The organism is Xanthomonas theicola (genome assembly GCF_014236795.1).
Classification (GTDB): Bacteria; Pseudomonadota; Gammaproteobacteria; order Xanthomonadales; family Xanthomonadaceae; genus Xanthomonas_A; species Xanthomonas_A theicola.
Map to the genome: position 1 here is coordinate 559,224 of NZ_CP049017.1, position 19,158 is coordinate 578,381.

9 protein-coding genes and 3 pseudogenes are annotated in these 19,158 nt (G+C 65.6%); 10 read left to right on the plus strand and 2 right to left on the minus strand.

Annotation, left to right across the window (positions count from 1 at the left end):
- Positions 1 to 16 precede the first annotated feature (16 nt).
- A complete protein-coding gene (locus G4Q83_RS02490; RefSeq protein WP_128421326.1) occupies positions 17 to 589 on the plus strand; it encodes a TetR/AcrR family transcriptional regulator in 573 nt (190 codons plus the stop codon).
- Positions 586 to 1,643, plus strand: a pseudogene (locus tag G4Q83_RS23990) (Lnb N-terminal periplasmic domain-containing protein). The gene G4Q83_RS02490 and the pseudogene G4Q83_RS23990 overlap by 4 nt, the downstream one beginning before the upstream one ends.
- Before the next feature lie 38 nt (positions 1,644 to 1,681).
- On the opposite strand, the pseudogene G4Q83_RS02500 reads toward G4Q83_RS23990, so the two are convergent.
- Positions 1,682 to 2,107: pseudogene (locus tag G4Q83_RS02500) on the minus strand (MFS transporter); the annotation flags it as partial.
- Positions 2,108 to 2,227: 120 nt separating this feature from the next.
- On the opposite strand from G4Q83_RS02500, the gene G4Q83_RS02505 reads away from it, so the two are divergent.
- Together G4Q83_RS02505 and G4Q83_RS02510 are read left to right on the plus strand one after the other, a co-directional pair.
- Positions 2,228 to 4,393 (plus strand): type I secretion system permease/ATPase, encoded by a 2,166-nt coding sequence (locus tag G4Q83_RS02505; protein WP_128421906.1) that lies wholly within the window; start codon positions 2,228 to 2,230, stop codon positions 4,391 to 4,393.
- Positions 4,390 to 5,811, plus strand: a complete 1,422-nt coding sequence (locus G4Q83_RS02510) for an HlyD family type I secretion periplasmic adaptor subunit (protein ID WP_185817327.1) — start codon at positions 4,390 to 4,392, stop codon at positions 5,809 to 5,811. Before G4Q83_RS02505 ends, G4Q83_RS02510 begins: the two co-directional genes overlap by 4 nt.
- Before the next feature lie 239 nt (positions 5,812 to 6,050).
- Here the strand turns inward: G4Q83_RS02510 and G4Q83_RS02515 are convergent, their stop codons facing one another.
- Positions 6,051 to 7,034, minus strand: a complete 984-nt coding sequence (locus G4Q83_RS02515) for an IS5 family transposase (protein WP_185817191.1) — start codon at positions 7,032 to 7,034, stop codon at positions 6,051 to 6,053.
- Between G4Q83_RS02515 and G4Q83_RS02520 the strand changes: the two genes are divergently transcribed.
- The 6 genes and pseudogenes from G4Q83_RS02520 (at position 7,029) to G4Q83_RS02545 (ending at position 19,088) form a co-directional block, all read left to right on the plus strand.
- Positions 7,029 to 7,547, plus strand: a complete 519-nt coding sequence (locus G4Q83_RS02520; RefSeq protein ID WP_185817328.1) for a hypothetical protein — start codon at positions 7,029 to 7,031, stop codon at positions 7,545 to 7,547. The two genes, G4Q83_RS02515 and G4Q83_RS02520, sit on opposite strands and share 6 nt — an antisense overlap.
- A gap of 39 nt (positions 7,548 to 7,586) precedes the next feature.
- Positions 7,587 to 8,570 (plus strand): IS5 family transposase, encoded by a 984-nt coding sequence (locus G4Q83_RS02525; protein ID WP_185817191.1) that lies wholly within the window; start codon positions 7,587 to 7,589, stop codon positions 8,568 to 8,570.
- Between the two features lie 1,562 nt (positions 8,571 to 10,132).
- On the plus strand, positions 10,133 to 13,291 hold the full coding sequence (locus tag G4Q83_RS02530; RefSeq protein WP_386273526.1) for a calcium-binding protein: 3,159 nt from the start codon (positions 10,133 to 10,135) through the stop codon (positions 13,289 to 13,291).
- A 574-nt stretch (positions 13,292 to 13,865) separates the two neighbouring features.
- Entirely contained in the window at positions 13,866 to 16,679 is a 2,814-nt protein-coding gene (locus G4Q83_RS02535) for a TonB-dependent receptor (RefSeq protein WP_128419650.1), read from the plus strand.
- A 125-nt stretch (positions 16,680 to 16,804) separates the two neighbouring features.
- Positions 16,805 to 17,823, plus strand: a pseudogene (locus G4Q83_RS02540) (Ca2+-dependent phosphoinositide-specific phospholipase C).
- 35 nt (positions 17,824 to 17,858) lie between these two features.
- Positions 17,859 to 19,088, plus strand: a complete 1,230-nt coding sequence (locus G4Q83_RS02545) for a histidine-type phosphatase (protein WP_128419649.1) — start codon at positions 17,859 to 17,861, stop codon at positions 19,086 to 19,088.
- Positions 19,089 to 19,158: the final 70 nt, after the last annotated feature.

The window sequence follows — 19,158 nt, forward strand, 5'->3', positions numbered from 1 at the left end:
TCCGATAATCCCCGGCATGGATCTCCGCGCCGACGCCGCCCAACGCCGCCACCTGCTGCTCGACGCGGCCGACGAAGTGTTCTGCGAGCACGGCGTGCTGGCGCCGCTGGAACGGGTGATCGAGCGGTCGGGCCTGGGCCGCGCCACGCTGTACCGCCACTTCGCCGACCGCCCCGCGCTGATGCTGGCGCTGCTCGAGCGCGGCCTGGACGGGCTGGAGTGCTGCGCGCGCGACATCGGGGTGCGCCCGGACGGGCTGTTCCTGCTGCTGCGCGACATCGCCGAGCACATCGCGATGTCCGCGCCGCTGTCGGACTACTGGCGCTCGATGCCGCGCGACCATCCCGCGGTCGAAGCGGCGCGCGCGCGCCTGACGGCGGTCCTGGCGCCGCTGCTGCGTTGCGGCATCGACGCCGGCCGATGCCGCCAGGACCTGGACATCGGCGACCTGGTCCTGCTGCTGGACATGCTCGGCGCGTGCCAGCGCGGCCAGGACGGCGCCGAACGCAAGGCGCTGGCGCTGCGCGGCTGGTGGCTGCTGTGCCATGCGCTGACCGCGCCGGCGCCGGTGGCGGCCGCCGCGCGATGAGCGTCCGCTCCCGGCAGCCGCAGGACCGCGCGGCCGCGCACCGGCGCTGGCCGGCGCGGCTGGCGCGCGCCGCGGCCGCCCTGGCGATCGTGGTGGCCGGCGTCTGGGGCGGGCTGTTCCTCGCCGGCCTGCCGCATACCGGCGCGCTGGTGCGCTATGCCTCGGCGATCCTGTGGGCGGCAATGGCCGCCGCCGCACTGTGGGGCCTGTGGCACTCCCGCGACTACCGCGTGCTGCCGCTGATCTTCGCCATCGCCTGCGCCGGCCTGGGCCTGGGCTGGTCGCAGTTGCTGCCCGAGCAGAACTGCGACCGGGCCGACGACGTGGCGCAGGCGCCGCCGCAGGTCGACGGCCGCATCGTCACCCTGCGCAACGTGCGCAACTTCGCCTGGTGCAGCGGCAGCGACGACACGCCGCGCTGGGAAACCCGCCAGCACGATCTGGACCGACTGGCCGTGGCGGACCTGGCGCTGTCCGACTGGATGGGCCCTGCGATCGCCCACACCCTGGTCTCGTTCGGCTTCGACGACGGCCGCCGGGTGGTGTTCTCACTGGAGATCGGCAAGGAGCGCGGCGAATCGTTCCCGGCGCTGGCCGGGTTCTTCCGCAATTCGAACAGGTCATGGTCGCCGCCGACGGGCGCGATATCCTCGCGGTGCGCAGCAACGTGCGCGGCGAGGACGTGTAGCTGTATCGTCTGAACCTCCCGCGCGCGCGGCTGCGCCAGCTGTTCCAGGGCGACGTGGCGCCGGCGCAGCAGTTGCGGCGCCGGCCGCCGTTCTACGACACCGCCACCAGCAACTGCACCACCATCGTGTTCGAACTGGTGCGCAAGCTCGAGCCGCAGTTGCCGCTGGACTAGCGGCGGCGGTCCGGCTATCTGCCGTCCTATGTCCATGCGCAGCACGGCTTGGTGCCCGGCGACGCGCTGGCCACGCTGCAGGCCCGCGGGCGCATCGGCGAACGCGCCCGCCAGGCCGGCGCCGGCGCCGACTTCTCGCAGCGCATCCGCGTAGGCATTCCTGGCAGGGAAACCTCCGCCGCGTCGCGCTGATCCGCACGGTGCAGGGCCGCCGACTGCGCGCCGAGCATCAACGCCAGCGCCGGCACCACGGCCTTGTCGGAGACGCGCCCGCCCAGGACATTGCCGACGATCACCGAGACCCCGTAGAGGGCCAGCATCCACGCCACGCCGTTCGGGCCGACGCCGGTGATGTCGGCTAGGATGCTGGGCAGATAGGCGAAGGCGACGAAGGTGCCGCCCCAGGCACAGACGTTCATGCCGAACGCGATCAGCAGGCGTCCGCTGCCCAGCACCTTGACCTGCTCGATGAGGCCGCCGGCCGGCGCGATGTCGATCCTGCGCGGCAAGGTGGCCGCCATCGCCAGCAGCGACACCAGACCGATGGCCGCGACGAACCAGAAAGGCATCGGCCAGCCCTGGCGCTGGCCGATCACGGTTGCGATCGGCACACCAGCGGCGACCGCGGTGGCAACGGTGCCTGCGTATTCAGGCAAGAGCGCAGGTCTTATGCTGAAAAATCATAAGCAATCGGGCTGGAAACCGCTTGACAGTCATCTTCCTCGCGCAAGATATTGGCCTGAAGCGGCCTCGACGGGCCCCGCAAGGAACGCGAAATGTCAGGGGGAAATGCCGCGCCTGGGTTGGTGGAAGGCGCTCGGTCCGCATCCGAGGCACCCGATCTGGCCCTGCAGGGCTTGGTCCTGCTGGCGCAGTTCCACGGGATCGCGGCCGATGCGGCGCAACTGGCGCATGACGGCGGCCGCGGCGGCGCGCCCTTCGACGAGGTGGCGCTGCTGCTGGCGGCCCGCAAGCTGGGGCTCAAGGCCAAGGTGGTGGCACAGCCGGCGCACCGCCTTGCGCTGGCGACCCTGCCCGCGCTGGCGCTGGTCCCGGAGGGCGCGCCTTTCATCCTCGCCCAGGCCCAGGACGATCGGATCCTGATCCACGACCTGGCCGAGCGCCGTCCGCGCACGCTCTCGAGCGCCGAGTTCCAGGCGCGCTACGCGGGCAGGCTGCTCCAGGTCGCCTCGCGCGCGTCGGTGCTGGGGGAGCTGGCCAAGTTCGATGTCAGCTGGTTCATCCCGGCGCTGGTCAAGTACCGGCGGCTGATGCTGGAAGTATTCGTGGTGTCCTTGTTCATCCAGCTGTTCGCGCTGGTGACCCCGTTGTTCTTCCAGGTGGTCATGGACAAGGTGCTGGTGCATCAGGGCCTGACCACGCTGGACGTCATCGCCATCGGGCTGGTGGCGATCGCGGTGTTCGAGGTGGTGCTGTCGGGATTGCGCACCTACGTGTTCGCGCATACCACCAGCAAGATCGATGTCGAGCTGGGGGCCCGGCTGTTCCGGCACGTGCTGGGGCTGCCGCTGGCCTACTTCGAGTCCAGGCGGGTGGGCGACACCATCGCCCGCGTCCGCGAACTGGAGAACATCCGCAACTTCCTGACCGGGCAGGCCCTGACCTCGGTGCTGGACCTGTTGTTCACGGTGGTGTTTCTTGCGGTGATGTGCTGGTACAGCGGTTGGCTGACCTTGATCGTGGTGCTGTCGCTGCCGGTGTATGCGCTGATCTCGGCGGCCATCACCCCGGTGCTGCGCGGCCGCCTCAACGAGCAGTTCGCGCGGGGAGCGGACAACCAGTCGTTTCTGGTCGAGACCGTCAGCGGCATCGGGACGGTCAAGGCGATGGCGGTGGACCGGCGGGTCACGCGGACCTGGGACAACCAGCTGGCCGGCTACGTGAGCGCGGGCTTCAACGTCACCCGGATCGCGACGCTGGGCCAGCAGGGCGTACAGCTGGTGCAGAAGCTGGTGGCGGTGGCGGTGCTGTTCTGGGGCGCGAAACGGGTGATCGAAGGCACGCTGTCGGTCGGCCAGCTCATCGCCTTCAACATGCTGTCCGGGCAGGTGACCGCGCCGATCATCCGGCTGGCGCAGCTATGGCAGGACTTCCAGCAGGTCGGCATCTCGGTGGAGCGGCTGGGGGACATCCTGAACACCCGCACCGAGGTGCCCGGCAGCCGGTTGGCGCTGCCGCCGATCCGTGGCCAGGTCACGTTCGAACGGGTCGGCTTCCGCTACCGTCCGGATGCGCCGGAAGTGCTGAACGGCATCGACCTGGAGATCGGCGCTGGCGAGGTACTCGGCATCGTGGGGCGTTCCGGCTCGGGCAAGAGCACGCTGACCAAGCTGGTGCAGCGGCTCTACACCCCCGAGCGCGGGCGGGTGCTGATCGACGGCCAGGATCTGGCACTGGCCGACCCGGCCTGGCTGCGGCGGCAACTGGGCGTGGTGCTGCAGGAGAACTTCCTGTTCAACCGCAGCGTGCGCGAGAACATCGCCCTGTGCGACCCGGGGCTGCCGCTGGAGCGCGTGATCCACGCCGCCACGCTGGCCGGCGCGCACGAGTTCATCGTGGAACTGCCCGAAGGCTACGACACCAAGGTGGGCGAGCACGGCGCGGGGCTGTCCGGCGGGCAACGGCAACGCATCGCCATCGCCCGCGCGCTGATCACCGACCCCCGGATCCTGATCCTCGACGAGGCCACCAGCGCCCTGGACTACGCGTCCGAGCATGCGGTGATGCGCAACATGCGGGCGATCTGCAAGGGGCGCACGGTGCTGATCATCGCCCACCGCCTGTCGACGGTGCGCCGGGCCGACCGGATCGTGGTGGTGGAAAAAGGGCGCCTCGTGGAAAGCGGCTCGCACGAGGAACTGGTGGCCCGCCCGGACGGCCATTACGCACACCTGTTCCGGCTTCAGCAGGGGGCGCCATGACGCATCGGCTGCAGGGATGGCGCGACGTCTTGCGTCGCTACGTCGACGTCTTCACGTCGGCCTGGTCCCTGCGCAAGCAACTGGATGCGCCGCACCGGACGGCGGACGAGCGCGCGTTCCTGCCCGCGCACCTGGAGCTGACCGAAACCCCGGCCTCGCCCACGGCGCGCTGGAGCATGCGGATCATCATCGCGCTGTTCTGCACCGCGCTGCTGTGGGCGTGCCTGGGCCAGCTGGACATCGTCGCCGTCGCGCCGGGCAAGACCGTGGTCGATTCGAGGACCAAGGTGGTGCAGACGGCAGAGACAGCGGTGGTGCGCAGGATTCTGGTGCGCGATGGGCAGACGGTGAAGCGGGGCCAGCTGCTGATCGAGCTCGATGCGACCGCAACCGGCGCGGAGTTCGTGCAGGCCGGCGGTGCCCTGGTCAATGCGCGCCTGGCCGTCCTGCGGCAGTCGGCGCTTGCCCGTGCGATCGTCGATGGCCGGCCGCCGCGGTTGGATCCAGCGCCTGATTTGGACGCCGAGCGCATTGCAACCGAGCAGCAACTAGTCGTCAGCCAGTACGACGCCTTCCAGGCCCACCGCCACCACCTGCAGGCGAGCATCGCGCAACGGCAGGCGGAACTGCGCACCACGCAGGAGGCGATCGGTCCGCTGGAAGAATCCGCCCGCATCGCCAAAGTGCGCGCGGACGACTACGGGCGCCTGGTCGAAGGCAAGTACGTGGGGCGCCACGAATACCTGCTGCGCGAACAGGAGCGCATCGCGGCGGAAAGCCAGCTGGCCACCCAGCGCAACCGCCTGCAGGAGATCGGCTCGGCGCTGGGCGCGGCGCAGGAAGAACGGCGCATGCTGCTGACCGAGACCCGGCGGCAGGCATTGGACGCGGTGCGCGAGGCGAGCGAGCAGGCGGGGCAGCTGGCGCAGGACGTGGCCAAGACGGAGCGGCGCGACGAACAGATGGCATTGCGCGCCCCGGTGGACGGCACGGTCCAGCAACTGGCGGTGCACACCGTGGGCGGCGTGGTGACGCCGGCGCAGCCGCTGCTGGTGGTGGTGCCGGTCGAAGAGGCGCTGGAGGTGGAGGCCACGGTGTTGAACAAGGACATCGGCTTCCTGCGGCCGGGCCAGCCGGTGACGGTGAAGATCGAGAGTTTTCCCTACACCCGCTATGGCTACCTGACCGGCACCGTGGCCAGCGTGTCGCACGATGCGGCGCAGGACGAGAAGCTTGGTTTGGTATTTCCGGCGCGGATCAAGCTCAATGGCGACATTTTAGATGTTGAGGGAGTAAAAGTTAGGATGAGTGCGGGAATGAGTTTGAGTGCCGAGATTAAGACGGGGAAAAGGAGGATTATTAATTATTTATTGGATCCCATTGGGCGCCACAGCGCAGAGTCTTTTCGGGAAAGATAAATTGGTTTGGGTTGGGTGTGATGTAAATCCGATGGCATTATTATCAGCGTCGATTGGAACTTAATTTTATTTTCAACACATGGAGTTTATATGGCTGCTGTAAAGGGGTTGCCGAGTTCGCTTAAGGATAGTCTGATCAACGCGGTCGGAGGATGAGGCAAGCCATATCGACCACGCCCACGGCGCTCAGACCCTCGGTTTTTCGCCGTTTCCGGCGCATTTCCGGGGTATTTCCCGGATTACAGGCACACCCTCCCCACGACAGGCAGCAACTGCTTTCGCTTCAGCCACAGGTTCGACAGCGCAAACAGCGTCAGCACTTGCGCCGTGTTCTTCGCCAGGCCGCGATAGCGCACCTTGACGTAGCCAAACTGGCGCTTGATCACCCGGAACGGATGCTCCACCTTCGCCCTCAGGCTGGCCTTGGCGTGCTCCCAGCGCTGTGCCCACTTCAATTCGCGCTTGCTCTTGATCTGCTTCAGCTTCGAGGGCTTCTCCGCGATCAGATAGCGCAGCTTGCGCTTGCTCGCCATCTCCTCGCGCTTGGCCAGCCCGGTGTAGCCGCTGTCGCCGCATACCGTGTCTTCCTTGCCGTGCAGCAGCTTGTGCGCCTGGGTGATATCTGCGGCGTTGGCCGCCGTGCATTCCAAGTGGTGCACCAGCCCGGACTCATCGTCCACGCCGATGTGCGCTTTCATCCCGAAGTAGTACTGATTGCCCTTCTTGGTCTGGTGCATTTCCGGGTCGCGCTCGCCGTTCTTGTTCTTGGTCGAGCTGGGCGCGGCAATGATCGTGGCGTCCACGATGGTGCCGCCGCGCAGGCTCTGGCCCTTGCGCGATAGGTGCGCGTTGACCCGGTTGAACAGCGTGCGCGCCAGATCGTGCGTCTCCAGCAACCGGCGGAAGTTGAGGATCGTGGTCTCGTCCGGCACCTCATCCAACCCGCCGATCCTGGCGAAACGGCGCATCGACGCCGTGTCGTACAAGGCTTCTTCCGCGCCCGGGTCGCTCAGTGCGTACCACTGCTGCAGAAAGTGGATGCGCAGCATTGTCTCCAGCGGGTACGGCTGACGGCCCGGATGGCCCGACTTCGGATAGTGCGGCGCGATCAGCGCCAGCAGGTCTTTCCACGGCACCACCTGATCCATCTCGGCCAGCAACCTTTCGCGCCGCGTCTGCTTGCGCTTGCCGTTGTACTCCGCGTCGCCGAAAGACAATTGCATCGTCGTTGTCCTGTTGGGCTTTGTACGATTGTCGCAGGATCAGAGGGAGTTGTTCAGACCATCCTTAAAATAACTACTGTTGGTGATAAGGTCTCTGTCAAATATACGCCTGATGAATTGGGTGGGGCCGTATCAACCGGCGTTACCTATTCCACTGATGGGGAAATTCAAATTTCAGGCGGGCTAAATTCCGGGAGAAGTAATGTAACAGTGAAGGGTAATGTTGTTCGTGATGACAATGGCGGTTATACGATTTCCGGCGATGCTGTCACATTAAGTGTCAAGGGGCCAGGGGGTTCGCAGGTTGGCATTGTATTGAAGCCTGGTGGGTTCGAGCCGAACCCGACGGACCCGATGGCTCGTCCGATTCCGTCCGCAAAGGTTGAATTGACTGTCGGAACAAGCGTTTTTAGCTGGAAGACTACGCTTGATGACAAATTTACCATGGATAAACTTTTTGATCCGGAGTCTGGCGGGGTATTGTCTAAGGATGGTCTGAACAACTCCCTCTGATCCTGCGACAATCGTACAAAGCCCAACAGGACAACGACGATGCAATTGTCTTTCGGCGACGCGGAGTACAACGGCAAGCGCAAGCAGACGCGGCGCGAAAGGTTGCTGGCCGAGATGGATCAGGTGGTGCCGTGGAAAGACCTGCTGGCGCTGATCGCGCCGCACTATCCGAAGTCGGGCCATCCGGGCCGTCAGCCGTACCCGCTGGAGACAATGCTGCGCATCCACTTTCTGCAGCAGTGGTACGCACTGAGCGACCCGGGCGCGGAAGAAGCCTTGTACGACACGGCGTCGATGCGCCGTTTCGCCAGGATCGGCGGGTTGGATGAGGTGCCGGACGAGACCACGATCCTCAACTTCCGCCGGTTGCTGGAGACGCACGATCTGGCGCGCACGCTGTTCAACCGGGTCAACGCGCACCTATCGCGCAAGGGCCAGAGCCTGCGCGGCGGCACCATCGTGGACGCCACGATCATTGCCGCGCCCAGCTCGACCAAGAACAAGAACGGCGAGCGCGACCCGGAAATGCACCAGACCAAGAAGGGCAATCAGTACTACTTCGGGATGAAAGCGCACATCGGCGTGGACGATGAGTCCGGGCTGGTGCACCACTTGGAATGCACGGCGGCCAACGCCGCAGATATCACCCAGGCGCACAAGCTGCTGCACGGCAAGGAAGACACGGTATGCGGCGACAGCGGCTACACCGGGCTGGCCAAGCGCGAGGAGATGGCGAGCAAGCGCAAGCTGCGCTATCTGATCGCGGAGAAGCCCTCGAAGCTGAAGCAGATCAAGAGCAAGCGCGAATTGAAGTGGGCACAGCGCTGGGAGCACGCCAAGGCCAGCCTGAGGGCGAAGGTGGAGCATCCGTTCCGGGTGATCAAGCGCCAGTTTGGCTACGTCAAGGTGCGCTATCGCGGCCTGGCGAAGAACACGGCGCAAGTGCTGACGCTGTTTGCGCTGTCGAACCTGTGGCTGAAGCGAAAGCAGTTGCTGCCTGTCGTGGGGAGGGTGTGCCTGTAATCCGGGAAATACCCCGGAAATGCGCCGGAAACGGCGAAAAACCGAGGGTCTGAGCGCCGTGGGCGTGGTCGATATGGCTTGCCTCATCCTCCGACCGCGTTGATCAGACTATCCCTAATGGTTTGGTTGGATGGTGGTATGGCCTCTTAAGGCATTTTGATCGTGAGTTGGATGAAAAGCTTGCTGACGCGGTTGGAGGGAATTTTCAGTCATCTAAAGGTTGGAGAAGATCTACGGATCCCTTGGTTCTCGACTTGGATGGTGATGGAATTGAGACAATTTCAGCAAGCGGAAAAGTACTTTTCGATCATGAGGGAAACTCCGTCAAGGAGGGAACAGGTTGGGTCAGCGCCGACGATGGGATTCTCGTGTTTGACCGAAATGGAAACGGAGTTATTGATGGTGGATCAGAGCTTTTCGGAGATCACACTCCGGGAGCCGAGCTTGCGCCTGGTCAAACTTCCGAGGTGTCCGCAGGCCTGAGGGCACTCGCAGCTTTGGATAAAAATAGTGATGGGAAGTTTGATGCAAAAGATGAAGATTTTTCATCTGTCCAGGTATGGCGTGATTTGAATCAGGATGGCATATCTCAAGCTGGTGAACTATTTGGCTTATCCGAGCTTGGTATATCTAGCATATCGGTAGCGCCTGTATCTACAAAAAATGTTGCGTTGAATAACGGAAATACTGTCGATAGCTACGGCAGCTTCACCCGCTCAGATGGATCGCAAGGTGTCGCTGCTGACCTTTTGCTAGCATCTGACGCATTTCATCGAGAGTTTGTGGATAAAATTCCATTAACTGAACATGCAAAAGAAGTCGTAAATGTAGCGGGCTTTGGTCTCGTTCGTGACTTGCAGGAGGCGGTAAGTTTAAATGAAGATATCTATGGTTTGATCAAATCTATATCGACGGATCTTTCTCGGGCCGAGGCATTGACGGTTGTTGATTCAGTACTTCTCGCTTGGGCGAATACCTCAACAATGCGGTCTAGTTCCGACTACTTTAGTGGTCAGAAAGGTAGGGGGCGTCTAGCTGTACATGGAACCGATATGAAAGGTGAAATTTTTGATATTTCAAAAATCCTTTCTATCATGGAGAAGTTCAATGGCGAGCTATTCTTCTCCGGCGGAAGTGATGGTCAGCCGCTACGCTTGGGAAATTCATCTTGGAATGCTGTTAATTCAAGTGCGGGGTTGTCTTTCAATGTTGTATTGGGGCAAGAGCAGACTAGTTTGTTGCTGAAGGGGTATGATTCTCTAAAACTTCAGCTCTATAATGGGGTGGTGTTTGATACTCGTTTGAGTGACTATTTGGATAATTTGAAAATTAGTTTCAATGAATATGGTGAAATCGTATTCAAGATGGATGGAATAAATGCCAAGCTTAAAGCGACCCTTGTAAAAGAGGGTAATGCTGCGGCACTTGAGGATCTTTACGATTTAAGAGAGGGCTCGGCGAAACTGCCGTTAGAGTGGAACTGGATCGATACGCTGCTTGAGCTAGATCAGATGGCTGTTGATCACTCAGATTTCAAGATACGTGCGGGAAGCCTAATGGGAGTGCTGTTTGGCAGCAATGTTGTTGGTGGCGGCGCCGACGACGTGATTATTGGAACGGAAGGCAACGACTCCCTCTCCGGCGGCAACGGCAACGACACAATAATTGGCGGTGCTGGTAACGATGTTCTGGATGGTGGCACCGGCACCAACCGCCTGGAAGGCGGGGCGGGCGACGACGTGCTGTCGGTGTCCTCGCAGTCGCGCAACAGCGTGCTGGCCGGCGGTACGGGCAACGACACGCTCAAGGGCAGCTACTACTCCGACACCTACCTGTTCAACAAGGGCGACGGCCACGACACGGTGGTGGAGACCGCGTCTTACAGCGACGCGGTGGACAAGCTTGTGTTCGGCGACGGGATCGCGGCCAGCGCCATCCGGGTGCTGCGCGAGGGAGCGGACGTGGTGCTGGACCTGGGCAACGGCACCGACGCGGTCCGGCTGAAGGACTGGTTGACGTCCACCAGCGAGAACGTATCGACGCGCATCGAGCAGTTCGTGTTCGCCGATGGCACGGTGTGGACGTCGGAGACGTTGAAGGCCAAGGGCCTGACGACGTGGGGGACCAGCGGAGACGACACGCTGACCGGCTGGGACGGCGACGATCTGCTGCTGGGCGGCGCCGGCAACGACGTGCTGGACGGCGGCACCGGCACCAACCGCCTGGAAGGCGGGGCGGGCGACGACGTGCTGTCGGTGTCCTCGCAGTCGCGCAACAGCGTGCTGGCCGGCGGTACGGGCAACGACACGCTCAAGGGCAGCTACTACTCCGACACCTACCTGTTCAACAAGGGCGACGGCCACGACACGGTGGTGGAGACCGCGTCTTACAGCGACGCGGTGGACAAGCTCGTGTTCGGCGACGGGATCGCGGCCAGCGCCATCCGGGTGCTGCGCGAGGGAGCGGACGTGGTGCTGGACCTGGGCAACGGCACCGACGCGGTCCGGCTGAAGGACTGGTTGACGTCCACCAGCGAGAACGTATCGACGCGCATCGAGCAGTTCGTGTTCGCCGATGGCACGGTGTGGACGTCGGAGACGTTGAAGGCCAAGGGCCTGACGACGTGGGGGACCAGCGGAGACGACACGCTGACCGGCTGGGACGGCGACGATCTGCTGCTGGGCGGCGCCGGCAATGACGTGCTGGACGGCGGCACCGGCACCAACCGCCTGGAAGGCGGGGCGGGCGACGACGTGCTGTCGGTGTCCTCGCAGTCGCGCAACAGCGTGCTGGCCGGCGGTACGGGCAACGACACGCTCAAGGGCAGCTACTACTCCGACACCTACCTGTTCAACAAGGGCGACGGCCACGACACGGTGGTGGAGACCGCGTCTTACAGCGACGCGGTGGACAAGCTCGTGTTCGGCGACGGGATCGCGGCCAGCGCCATCCGGGTGCTGCGCGAGGGAGCGGACGTGGTGCTGGACCTGGGCAACGGCACCGACGCGGTCCGGCTGAAGGACTGGTTGACGTCCACCAGCGAGAACGTATCGACGCGCATCGAGCAGTTCGTGTTCGCCGATGGCACGGTGTGGACGTCGGAGACGTTGAAGGCCAAGGGCCTGACGACGTGGGGGACCAGCGGAGACGACACGCTGACCGGCTGGGACGGCGACGATCTGCTGCTGGGCGGCGCCGGCAATGACGTGCTGGACGGCGGCACCGGCACCAACCGCCTGGAAGGCGGGGCGGGCGACGACGTGCTGTCGGTGTCCTCGCAGTCGCGCAACAGCGTGCTGGCCGGCGGTACGGGCAACGACACGCTCAAGGGCAGCTGGTATTCGGACACCTACCTGTTCAACAAGGGCGACGGCCACGACACGGTGGTGGAGACCGCGTCTTACAGCGACGCGGTGGACAAGCTCGTGTTCGGCGACGGGATCGCGGCCAGCGCCATCCGGGTGCTGCGCGAGGGAGCGGACGTGGTGCTGGACCTGGGCAACGGCACCGACGCGGTCCGGCTGAAGGACTGGTTGACGTCCACCAGCGAGAACGTATCGACGCGCATCGAGCAGTTCGTGTTCGCCGATGGCACGGTGTGGACGTCGGAGACGTTGAAGGCCAAGGGCCTGACGACGTGGGGGACCAGCGGAGACGACACGCTGACCGGCTGGGACGGCGACGATCTGCTGCTGGGCGGCGCCGGCAATGACGTGCTGGACGGCGGCACCGGCACCAACCGCCTGGAAGGCGGGGCGGGCGACGACGTGCTGTCGGTGTCCTCGCAGTCGCGCAACAGCGTGCTGGCCGGCGGTACGGGCAACGACACGCTCAAGGGCAGCTACTACTCCGACACCTACCTGTTCAACAAGGGCGACGGCCACGACACGGTGGTGGAGACCGCGTCTTACAGCGACGCGGTGGACAAGCTTGTGTTCGGCGACGGGATCGCGGCCAGCGCCATCCGGGTGCTGCGCGAGGGAGCGGACGTGGTGCTGGACCTGGGCAACGGCACCGACGCGGTCCGGCTGAAGGACTGGTTGACGTCCACCAGCGAGAACGTATCGACGCGCATCGAGCAGTTCGTGTTCGCCGATGGCACGGTGTGGACGTCGGAGACGTTGAAGGCCAAGGGCCTGACGACGTGGGGGACCAGCGGAGACGACACGCTGACCGGCTGGGACGGCGACGATCTGCTGCTGGGCGGCGCCGGCAACGACGTGCTGGACGGCGGCACCGGCACCAACCGCCTGGAAGGCGGGGCGGGCGACGACGTGCTGTCGGTGTCCTCGCAGTCGCGCAACAGCGTGCTGGCCGGCGGTACGGGCAACGACACGCTCAAGGGCAGCTGGTATTCGGACACCTACCTGTTCAACAAGGGCGACGGCCACGACACGGTGGTGGAGACCTCGACGTACAGTGGGGCTGCGGATCGCATCGTGTTCGACAAGGATCTTGCCGTGGACGATACCTTCTTCAGCCGGTCCGGGAACGATCTTTCCATTGCCATTCGCGGCAGCGACGATCAATTGACGGTATCGGGCTGGTTCACTTCCAGCTCCAGTCAGGTCGAGTATCTGCAGTTCAAGGACAAGACGGTCGCTTCCAGCGAAGTGGCTGCGCTGATCGCGGCGATGGCGACCAGCAGTTCTTCGTCGGCGCCCCTGGTGCCTGTCGACGCGCAACAGGTGAGACTGTTGGCCGCCAGTTCGATCGTCTGAACACGGCTTTGCGTTGATCCTGGTGTCTTCTGGCAGAGGCCCCGCTGTTGCGGGGCCTCTGTTGGTTCGCGCCAATGGGGAAGATGGTGGCATCGCCGCAGCGATCGGGAACGCGTCGCGCTGCATCCCTGTCATCCGACGTCCCCCCCCCCGATTTTGGGTAGCGCCCCAGTTGGAGTGCAATTCCCCGCCGCTTCGTTCGTCGCGATGGATGGCCCGAGGCCCACCCAGGGGCGCTTACACGAGGCGTGTGCTGCACCGAGTGCCAGAGACGAGTGCCAGAGAGAAAGCGTTCCCGCGGTGAGCGCTTGCGATACGCATGCGGATGCAGCATTCATGTATCGCATTTCCATTCACCAATGAACTCCGTCACGCATCTGCAAACATCGCCGTCCACACTGCGCCGCAGTTGTTAACGGGGCGTCAGTTCGCACGGCCCAGCTCCGACACGGAACCTCCTCCAGAAGTCTGCCCAGTTGCCGATTCGACGCCGGCGATACGGGCAGTGCTATGCCTACACGGCCGCGGCGTCGCCGCGTGCCGGGACACCACCCCACGTCCTGATGGAATCCACATGAATCACGTACCGCACCGCGCCAGGCCGCATCGGCTTGCCGGTTCCATTGCCCTGGCCCTGAGCCTGGCCCTCGCCGCCGCCGCCCACGCCGAAGATGCCGCGCAGGAACAGGCGCAGCGCAGCGCCAGCGACGACACCGCGCCGGCCCCGGCAAAGAGCAACGCGCAAACGCTGTCGGCGGTGACCGTCGCGGCGAACCGCTACAACGCCGCCGACATGCAGATGGCGGCCAGCAACACCGCCAACGTGCTGTCGGCCGACGACCTGAAGTACACCGCCGTGCACAACATCGCCGAGGCGCTGGGCCTGCTGCCGGGCGTCAACGTGGTCAACACGGGGCAGTCGTACTTCGGCGGCATCGATGGCGCGGCGCGCGGCGAGGGCATGTTCGCCTCGGTGCGCGGCCTCAACGCCGAATACAACGTCAACCTGATCAACGGCGTCAACGTCGCCCAGGGCATGCCGTACAGCCGCAGCGTGCAGCTGAGCCTGCTGCCGCCCTCGGGCCTGCAGACCATCGTGTTGAACAAGACCTCCACCGCGGCGATGGACGGCGATGCCATTGGCGGCACCATCGACTACCGCACTCCCAGCGGCTTCGACTACAGCGACGCGATCGGCGGCAGCGTCACCGCCAGCGGACGCATGGAAAGCCGCGCCCGCGATTACGACGACAGCGGCCTGGGCAAGGGCGCGGCCGGCGAATTCCACGCCAAGTTCGGCGGCGAGAACCAGTTCGGCGTCTACGCCAGCGCCCACTACGACGAGCGCCACTACGTGAACAGCGAAGTGGCCGGCGCCTCCGCCGCGCGCGGCGACTGGAACCACAAGTATTTCTCCCGCACCACCGCCAGCGGCGATCCGGCGCCGGGTTACAACCCGCAAGACCTGCTGCTGGCGACCGGCGCCAACATCGGCTACTCGGGCGGCGACACCAAGCGCTACGGCGGCAACGTCTCCTTCGACTGGCGTGTGGACCCGACCCTGCAACTGTACGCGCGGGCCACCTACGCCTACGCCAAGACCGAGCAGAACACCGGCTACACCCAGTTCGTGCCGGCCGACGTCAGCTACACCCGGATCGGCAGCAGCGGCGTGTACCAGCCGAAGATCAATCGCATCGCGGTACGCTACTGGTACGAGACCAATCCGGAAGTGGCCGATCTCGCCACCTTCCAGTTCGGCGCCGACAAGCAGCTCGGCAACTGGACGCTGTCGCCGAACCTGTTCTACGGCTACGGCAACAACGATCGTCCGGACCACGTCGAGATCTCGGCGCGCGTGGACCAGTACACTTCCACCCAGTTCCCGTACGGCGCCAACAGCTTCGTCAGCTACGACAGCGCGGGCTTCCCGATGCCGCTGTTGACCCCGGACATGCGCCGCCAGGCCAGTGACATCGGCAGCCTGTACGCGCGCCGCCACGGGCAGCTGACCAAGTCCTACAGCGGGCAGGACAAGGGCGGCGCCAAGTTCGACGCGCGCTACGACTTCGACGACGGCGCGCTGAGCAGCCTGCAGTTCGGCGCGAAGTACGTGGACAGCTCGCGCGAATTCACCTCGCGCAACTGGACCACCGGCAAGTTCACCGACCGCACCCTGCTGCGCGACACCGGGCTGGTGGTCGGCCGCTACGCGTCGGTCTACCCGGGCAAGTACGACCTGCCGACGGTCAAGCTCAGCAATGCCGCGCTGAAGGCGATGATCGCGCAGAACCTGACCGCGGCCGCGTTCGACACCTGCGGCGGCCTGGCGATCAACAACCAGAACTGCGCGACGATGCGCGGCAACGAGGCGGTTGCCGCGGCATATGCGATGGCTACGTTCAAGAGCGGCGACCTGGAGGTGATCCCGGGCCTGCGCTTCGAACAGACCCGCATCCGCAACACCTTCTGGACCATGCCAAAGGACAGCCAGGGCAACGAGTTGCCCGGCTTCTTCAGCAGCAACCGCACCACCTACAACGTGCCGCTGCCCAGCGTGTTCCTGAACTACCGTCCGGGCGACGGCGGCGCGGTGTACCGCGCCGCGCTGTGGACCAGCTACACGCGCCCGGCGTTCGTGCAGTTGGGCGGCGGCGCCAACTACGACGTGTCCAGCGACGGCGTCACCACCATCACCGAAGGCAATCCCGACCTGAAGCCGATCAAGGCGCTCAACGTCGATGTGTCCGGCGAGTGGGACAACGGCGTCGGCGGCCACGCGATGCTGGCCGGCTACTACAAGCGCCTGTCCGACTACATCTACGAGAACGGCTCGGATGCGGCCAATGCCGGCGCGTCCACCAGTGGCAACGTGCGCTACGTGCGTCCGCAGAACGGTGGCGACGGCAAGGTGCTGGGCGTGGAAGCGGCGGTGCGGCAGACCTTGCAAGGCATGCCGGCGCCGCTGGACGGTTTCGGCATCGGCGCCAACATCACCCGCCAGTCCACCCGCGTCGACCTGGGCATGAGCGGCTTCCACGACGAGCGCATCCAGAACGCGCCGGACATGATGGCCAATGCCGAGCTGTTCTACGAGAAGGGGCCGCTGTCGGTGAACCTGAGCTACCACTACTCGGGCGAATACGTGTCGGTCTACGACTACCTGGACCAGGGCGCCAGTTGGGACCACCTGTGGGTGAAGCCGATCGCCCGCGTCGATCTGCACGTGGGCTATGCAGTGAACGAGCACCTGCGCGCCGACCTGTCGGTGGCGAACCTGACCAACCGCCTGAGCTACTGGGCGCACGTGGGCCGCAACAGCACCGCGATCTCGGACATCGTCGATGCCGGGCGCACCAGCCTGCTGACCGTGAAGTACACGTTCTGAACCGGCGGGCTTCGCATAGGCCGGCCTCGCTCGTGGGTCGCGGCAGCATGCCGCGGCACCTGCGATGGCTCGCATGGGTCGGCGCGCTGCTTGCGTTGCCGGCCATGCGCAGCGGTGCGCAGGAAATGCCGGCGCCGCCCGAATCGCTGCGGATCGACCAGTTGCAACTGCTCGGTTCGCACAACAGTTACCGGCCGTATCCGTCAGCGCAGGTGCAGCGGCGGCTGCAGGCGCATGCGCCGTCCGAATGGCCGGCGCTGGCCTACGGCCATCCGCCGCTGCGGGCGCAGCTGGCGCTGGGCCTGCTGCAGTTCGAGATCGATGTCGCCGCTGATCCGCGTGGCGGCCTGTACGCGGCGCCGTACGCGCATGGCCCCGTGGCGACGACGCTGGCGAAGATGCGCACGCCGGGCGCCAAGGTGCTGCACCAGCCGGGCCTGGACTACGCCAGTCACTGCCTGCGCTTCCGCGACGGCCTGACGGTGTTTGCACGCTGGTCGCAGGCGCATCCGCGGCACGCGCCGCTGGTGGTGCTGGTCGATGCGGTGGATTTCGATCCGCTGCCGGGCGTGTGGCCGCACCATGCCGCCTTCGATGCGGCCAGCCTGGATGCGCTCGATCGCGACATTGCCGAGGTGGTCGGCCGCGCGCGGCCGATCGTGCCCGACGACGTGCGCGGCGAGGAACCCAGCTTGCCTGCGGCAGTGCCGGCCAACGCTGGCCGACTCTGGCGCAGGCGCGCGGGCGGCTGCTGTTCGTGCTCGACGGCACTCCGCGCCACGAGGCGCTGTCCCGGCAGGGGCATCCGTCATTGGCCGGGCGCATCATGTTCGGCTGGTACGCGGCGGACGCCGCGGAGGCGGCAGTGCTGTCGATCGCCGATCCACAGGCCGATGCGGCGCTGATCCGGGCCCGGGTCGCGCAGGGCTGCATCGTACGCACCCGTGCCGACGTCGATGGCGTGCAGGCGCGGGCCCGCGATCGCCGCCGCGCGCAGGCGGCATTGGACTGCGGTGCGCAATGGATCAGCAGCGACTATTACGCCGGCGCACCCGACCCGCAAGGGCTGGGTTATCGACTGGGGATCGCCGCAGGCCTGCGCTGCGACCGGGTCAGCGCGCAGTGCGGCGAGGCCGGGCAATGAGTGGTTTTCTTTATTTCTTTTTTCCTGGAACGACGATGAGCATGCGCATGCGTTGGATGGTGTGGGTGGTACTGGCAGTGACGGCGGGCGCGCAGGCGCGGCCGGCGGACGCGGCGCCGTCGCCGCAGCTGCAGGTCGAGCAGGTATGGATGCTGTTCCGCCACGGCGTGCGTGCGCCGCTGCAGGGCGAGGCGGCGGCGCTCGCCGCGCAGCCCTGGCCGGTCTGGGACACGCCGGCGGGCCTGCTCACTGCGCACGGCCGCACCGGCGTGCGGCTGGGCGGCGAGTACACCCGGCAATGGCTGGTCCGCGACGGTGTGCTGCCGGCGCGCGGCTGCCCCGCTGCCCATGCGATCGACGTCTATGCCAATACCGACCAGCGCACCATCGCCAGCGCGCAGATCCTGGCCGAGGCGCTGGCGCCTGGCTGCGGCGTGCACGCCGCACACCAGCCGCAAGGCAGCGACGATCCGCTGTTCCGGCCGGTCGAGGCCGGTGCGCTGGACTTCGACGCGGCCGCCGCGGTGGCCTCGATCCAGCGCCAGACCGGCGGTCCCGGCGCGCTGCTGGCGCCGCATGCGAAGGAACTGCGGGCCATGCGCCAGATCCTCGGTTGCAGCGTGCAGGACTGCGACTTCGCGCGCATGCCGTCGTCGCTGAGTCCCGGCGGCGACGGCCGCGGCATCGCCATGCGCGGGCCGCTGGACCTGACCTCCGGCACCGCCGAGGTGTTCATCCTGCAATACACCGAAGGCCTGCCGCTGGACCGGGTGGGTTGGGGCCGCGCCACCCGCGAGCGCATCGGCGTGGTGTCGCGGCTGCACGCGCTGCTGTTCGAGATCTACGCGCGTCCGCACTACATGGCCGCGCGCGCCGGCGCACCGCTGGCGCGGCGGGTGCTGGACACGCTGGGCGTGGCCGGCGCGCCGCGGGTGAGCGTGCTGGTCGCCAGCGATACCCACATCGCCGCGCTCAGCGGCCTGCTCGACCTGCATTTCCATCTGCCCGGCTACGGCCGGGACGATGCGCCGCCGGGCGGCGCGCTGGTGCTCGAGCAACTGCGTGACACGCGCAACGGCCAGCGCTACGTGCGCCTGCGCTACCAGGCGCAATCGCTGGACCAACTGCGCGCGCTGACTCCGCTGAGCCTGCGCCGGCCGCCGTTGCTGCAGACCTTGCGCGTACCCGGCTGCAGCCACGCCAAGACGTGGCTATGCACGCTGCAGCGGTTCCAGGCCGTGCTGCACGCGGCGTTGCAGCGGTGAGGCGCAGTGCCTCGGCGTCCTTCAGAGCATTTTCGACTCTGGTATTTGCAGCCAGCGGAGTGTTGTGGGA

Bases quoted from the DNA above. Each gene is read 5' to 3' on its own strand.
- G4Q83_RS02490 (WP_128421326.1), top strand. From the start codon at position 17: ATGGATCTCCGCGCCGACGCCGCCCAACGCCGCCACCTGCTGCTCGAC.
- G4Q83_RS02505 (WP_128421906.1), top strand. From the start codon at position 2,228: ATGTCAGGGGGAAATGCCGCGCCTGGGTTGGTGGAAGGCGCTCGGTCC.
- G4Q83_RS02510 (WP_185817327.1), top strand. From the start codon at position 4,390: ATGACGCATCGGCTGCAGGGATGGCGCGACGTCTTGCGTCGCTACGTC.
- G4Q83_RS02515 (WP_185817191.1), bottom strand. From the start codon at position 7,034: ATGCAATTGTCTTTCGGCGACGCGGAGTACAACGGCAAGCGCAAGCAG.
- G4Q83_RS02525 (WP_185817191.1), top strand. From the start codon at position 7,587: ATGCAATTGTCTTTCGGCGACGCGGAGTACAACGGCAAGCGCAAGCAG.
- G4Q83_RS02535 (WP_128419650.1), top strand. From the start codon at position 13,866: ATGAATCACGTACCGCACCGCGCCAGGCCGCATCGGCTTGCCGGTTCC.
- G4Q83_RS02545 (WP_128419649.1), top strand. From the start codon at position 17,859: ATGAGCATGCGCATGCGTTGGATGGTGTGGGTGGTACTGGCAGTGACG.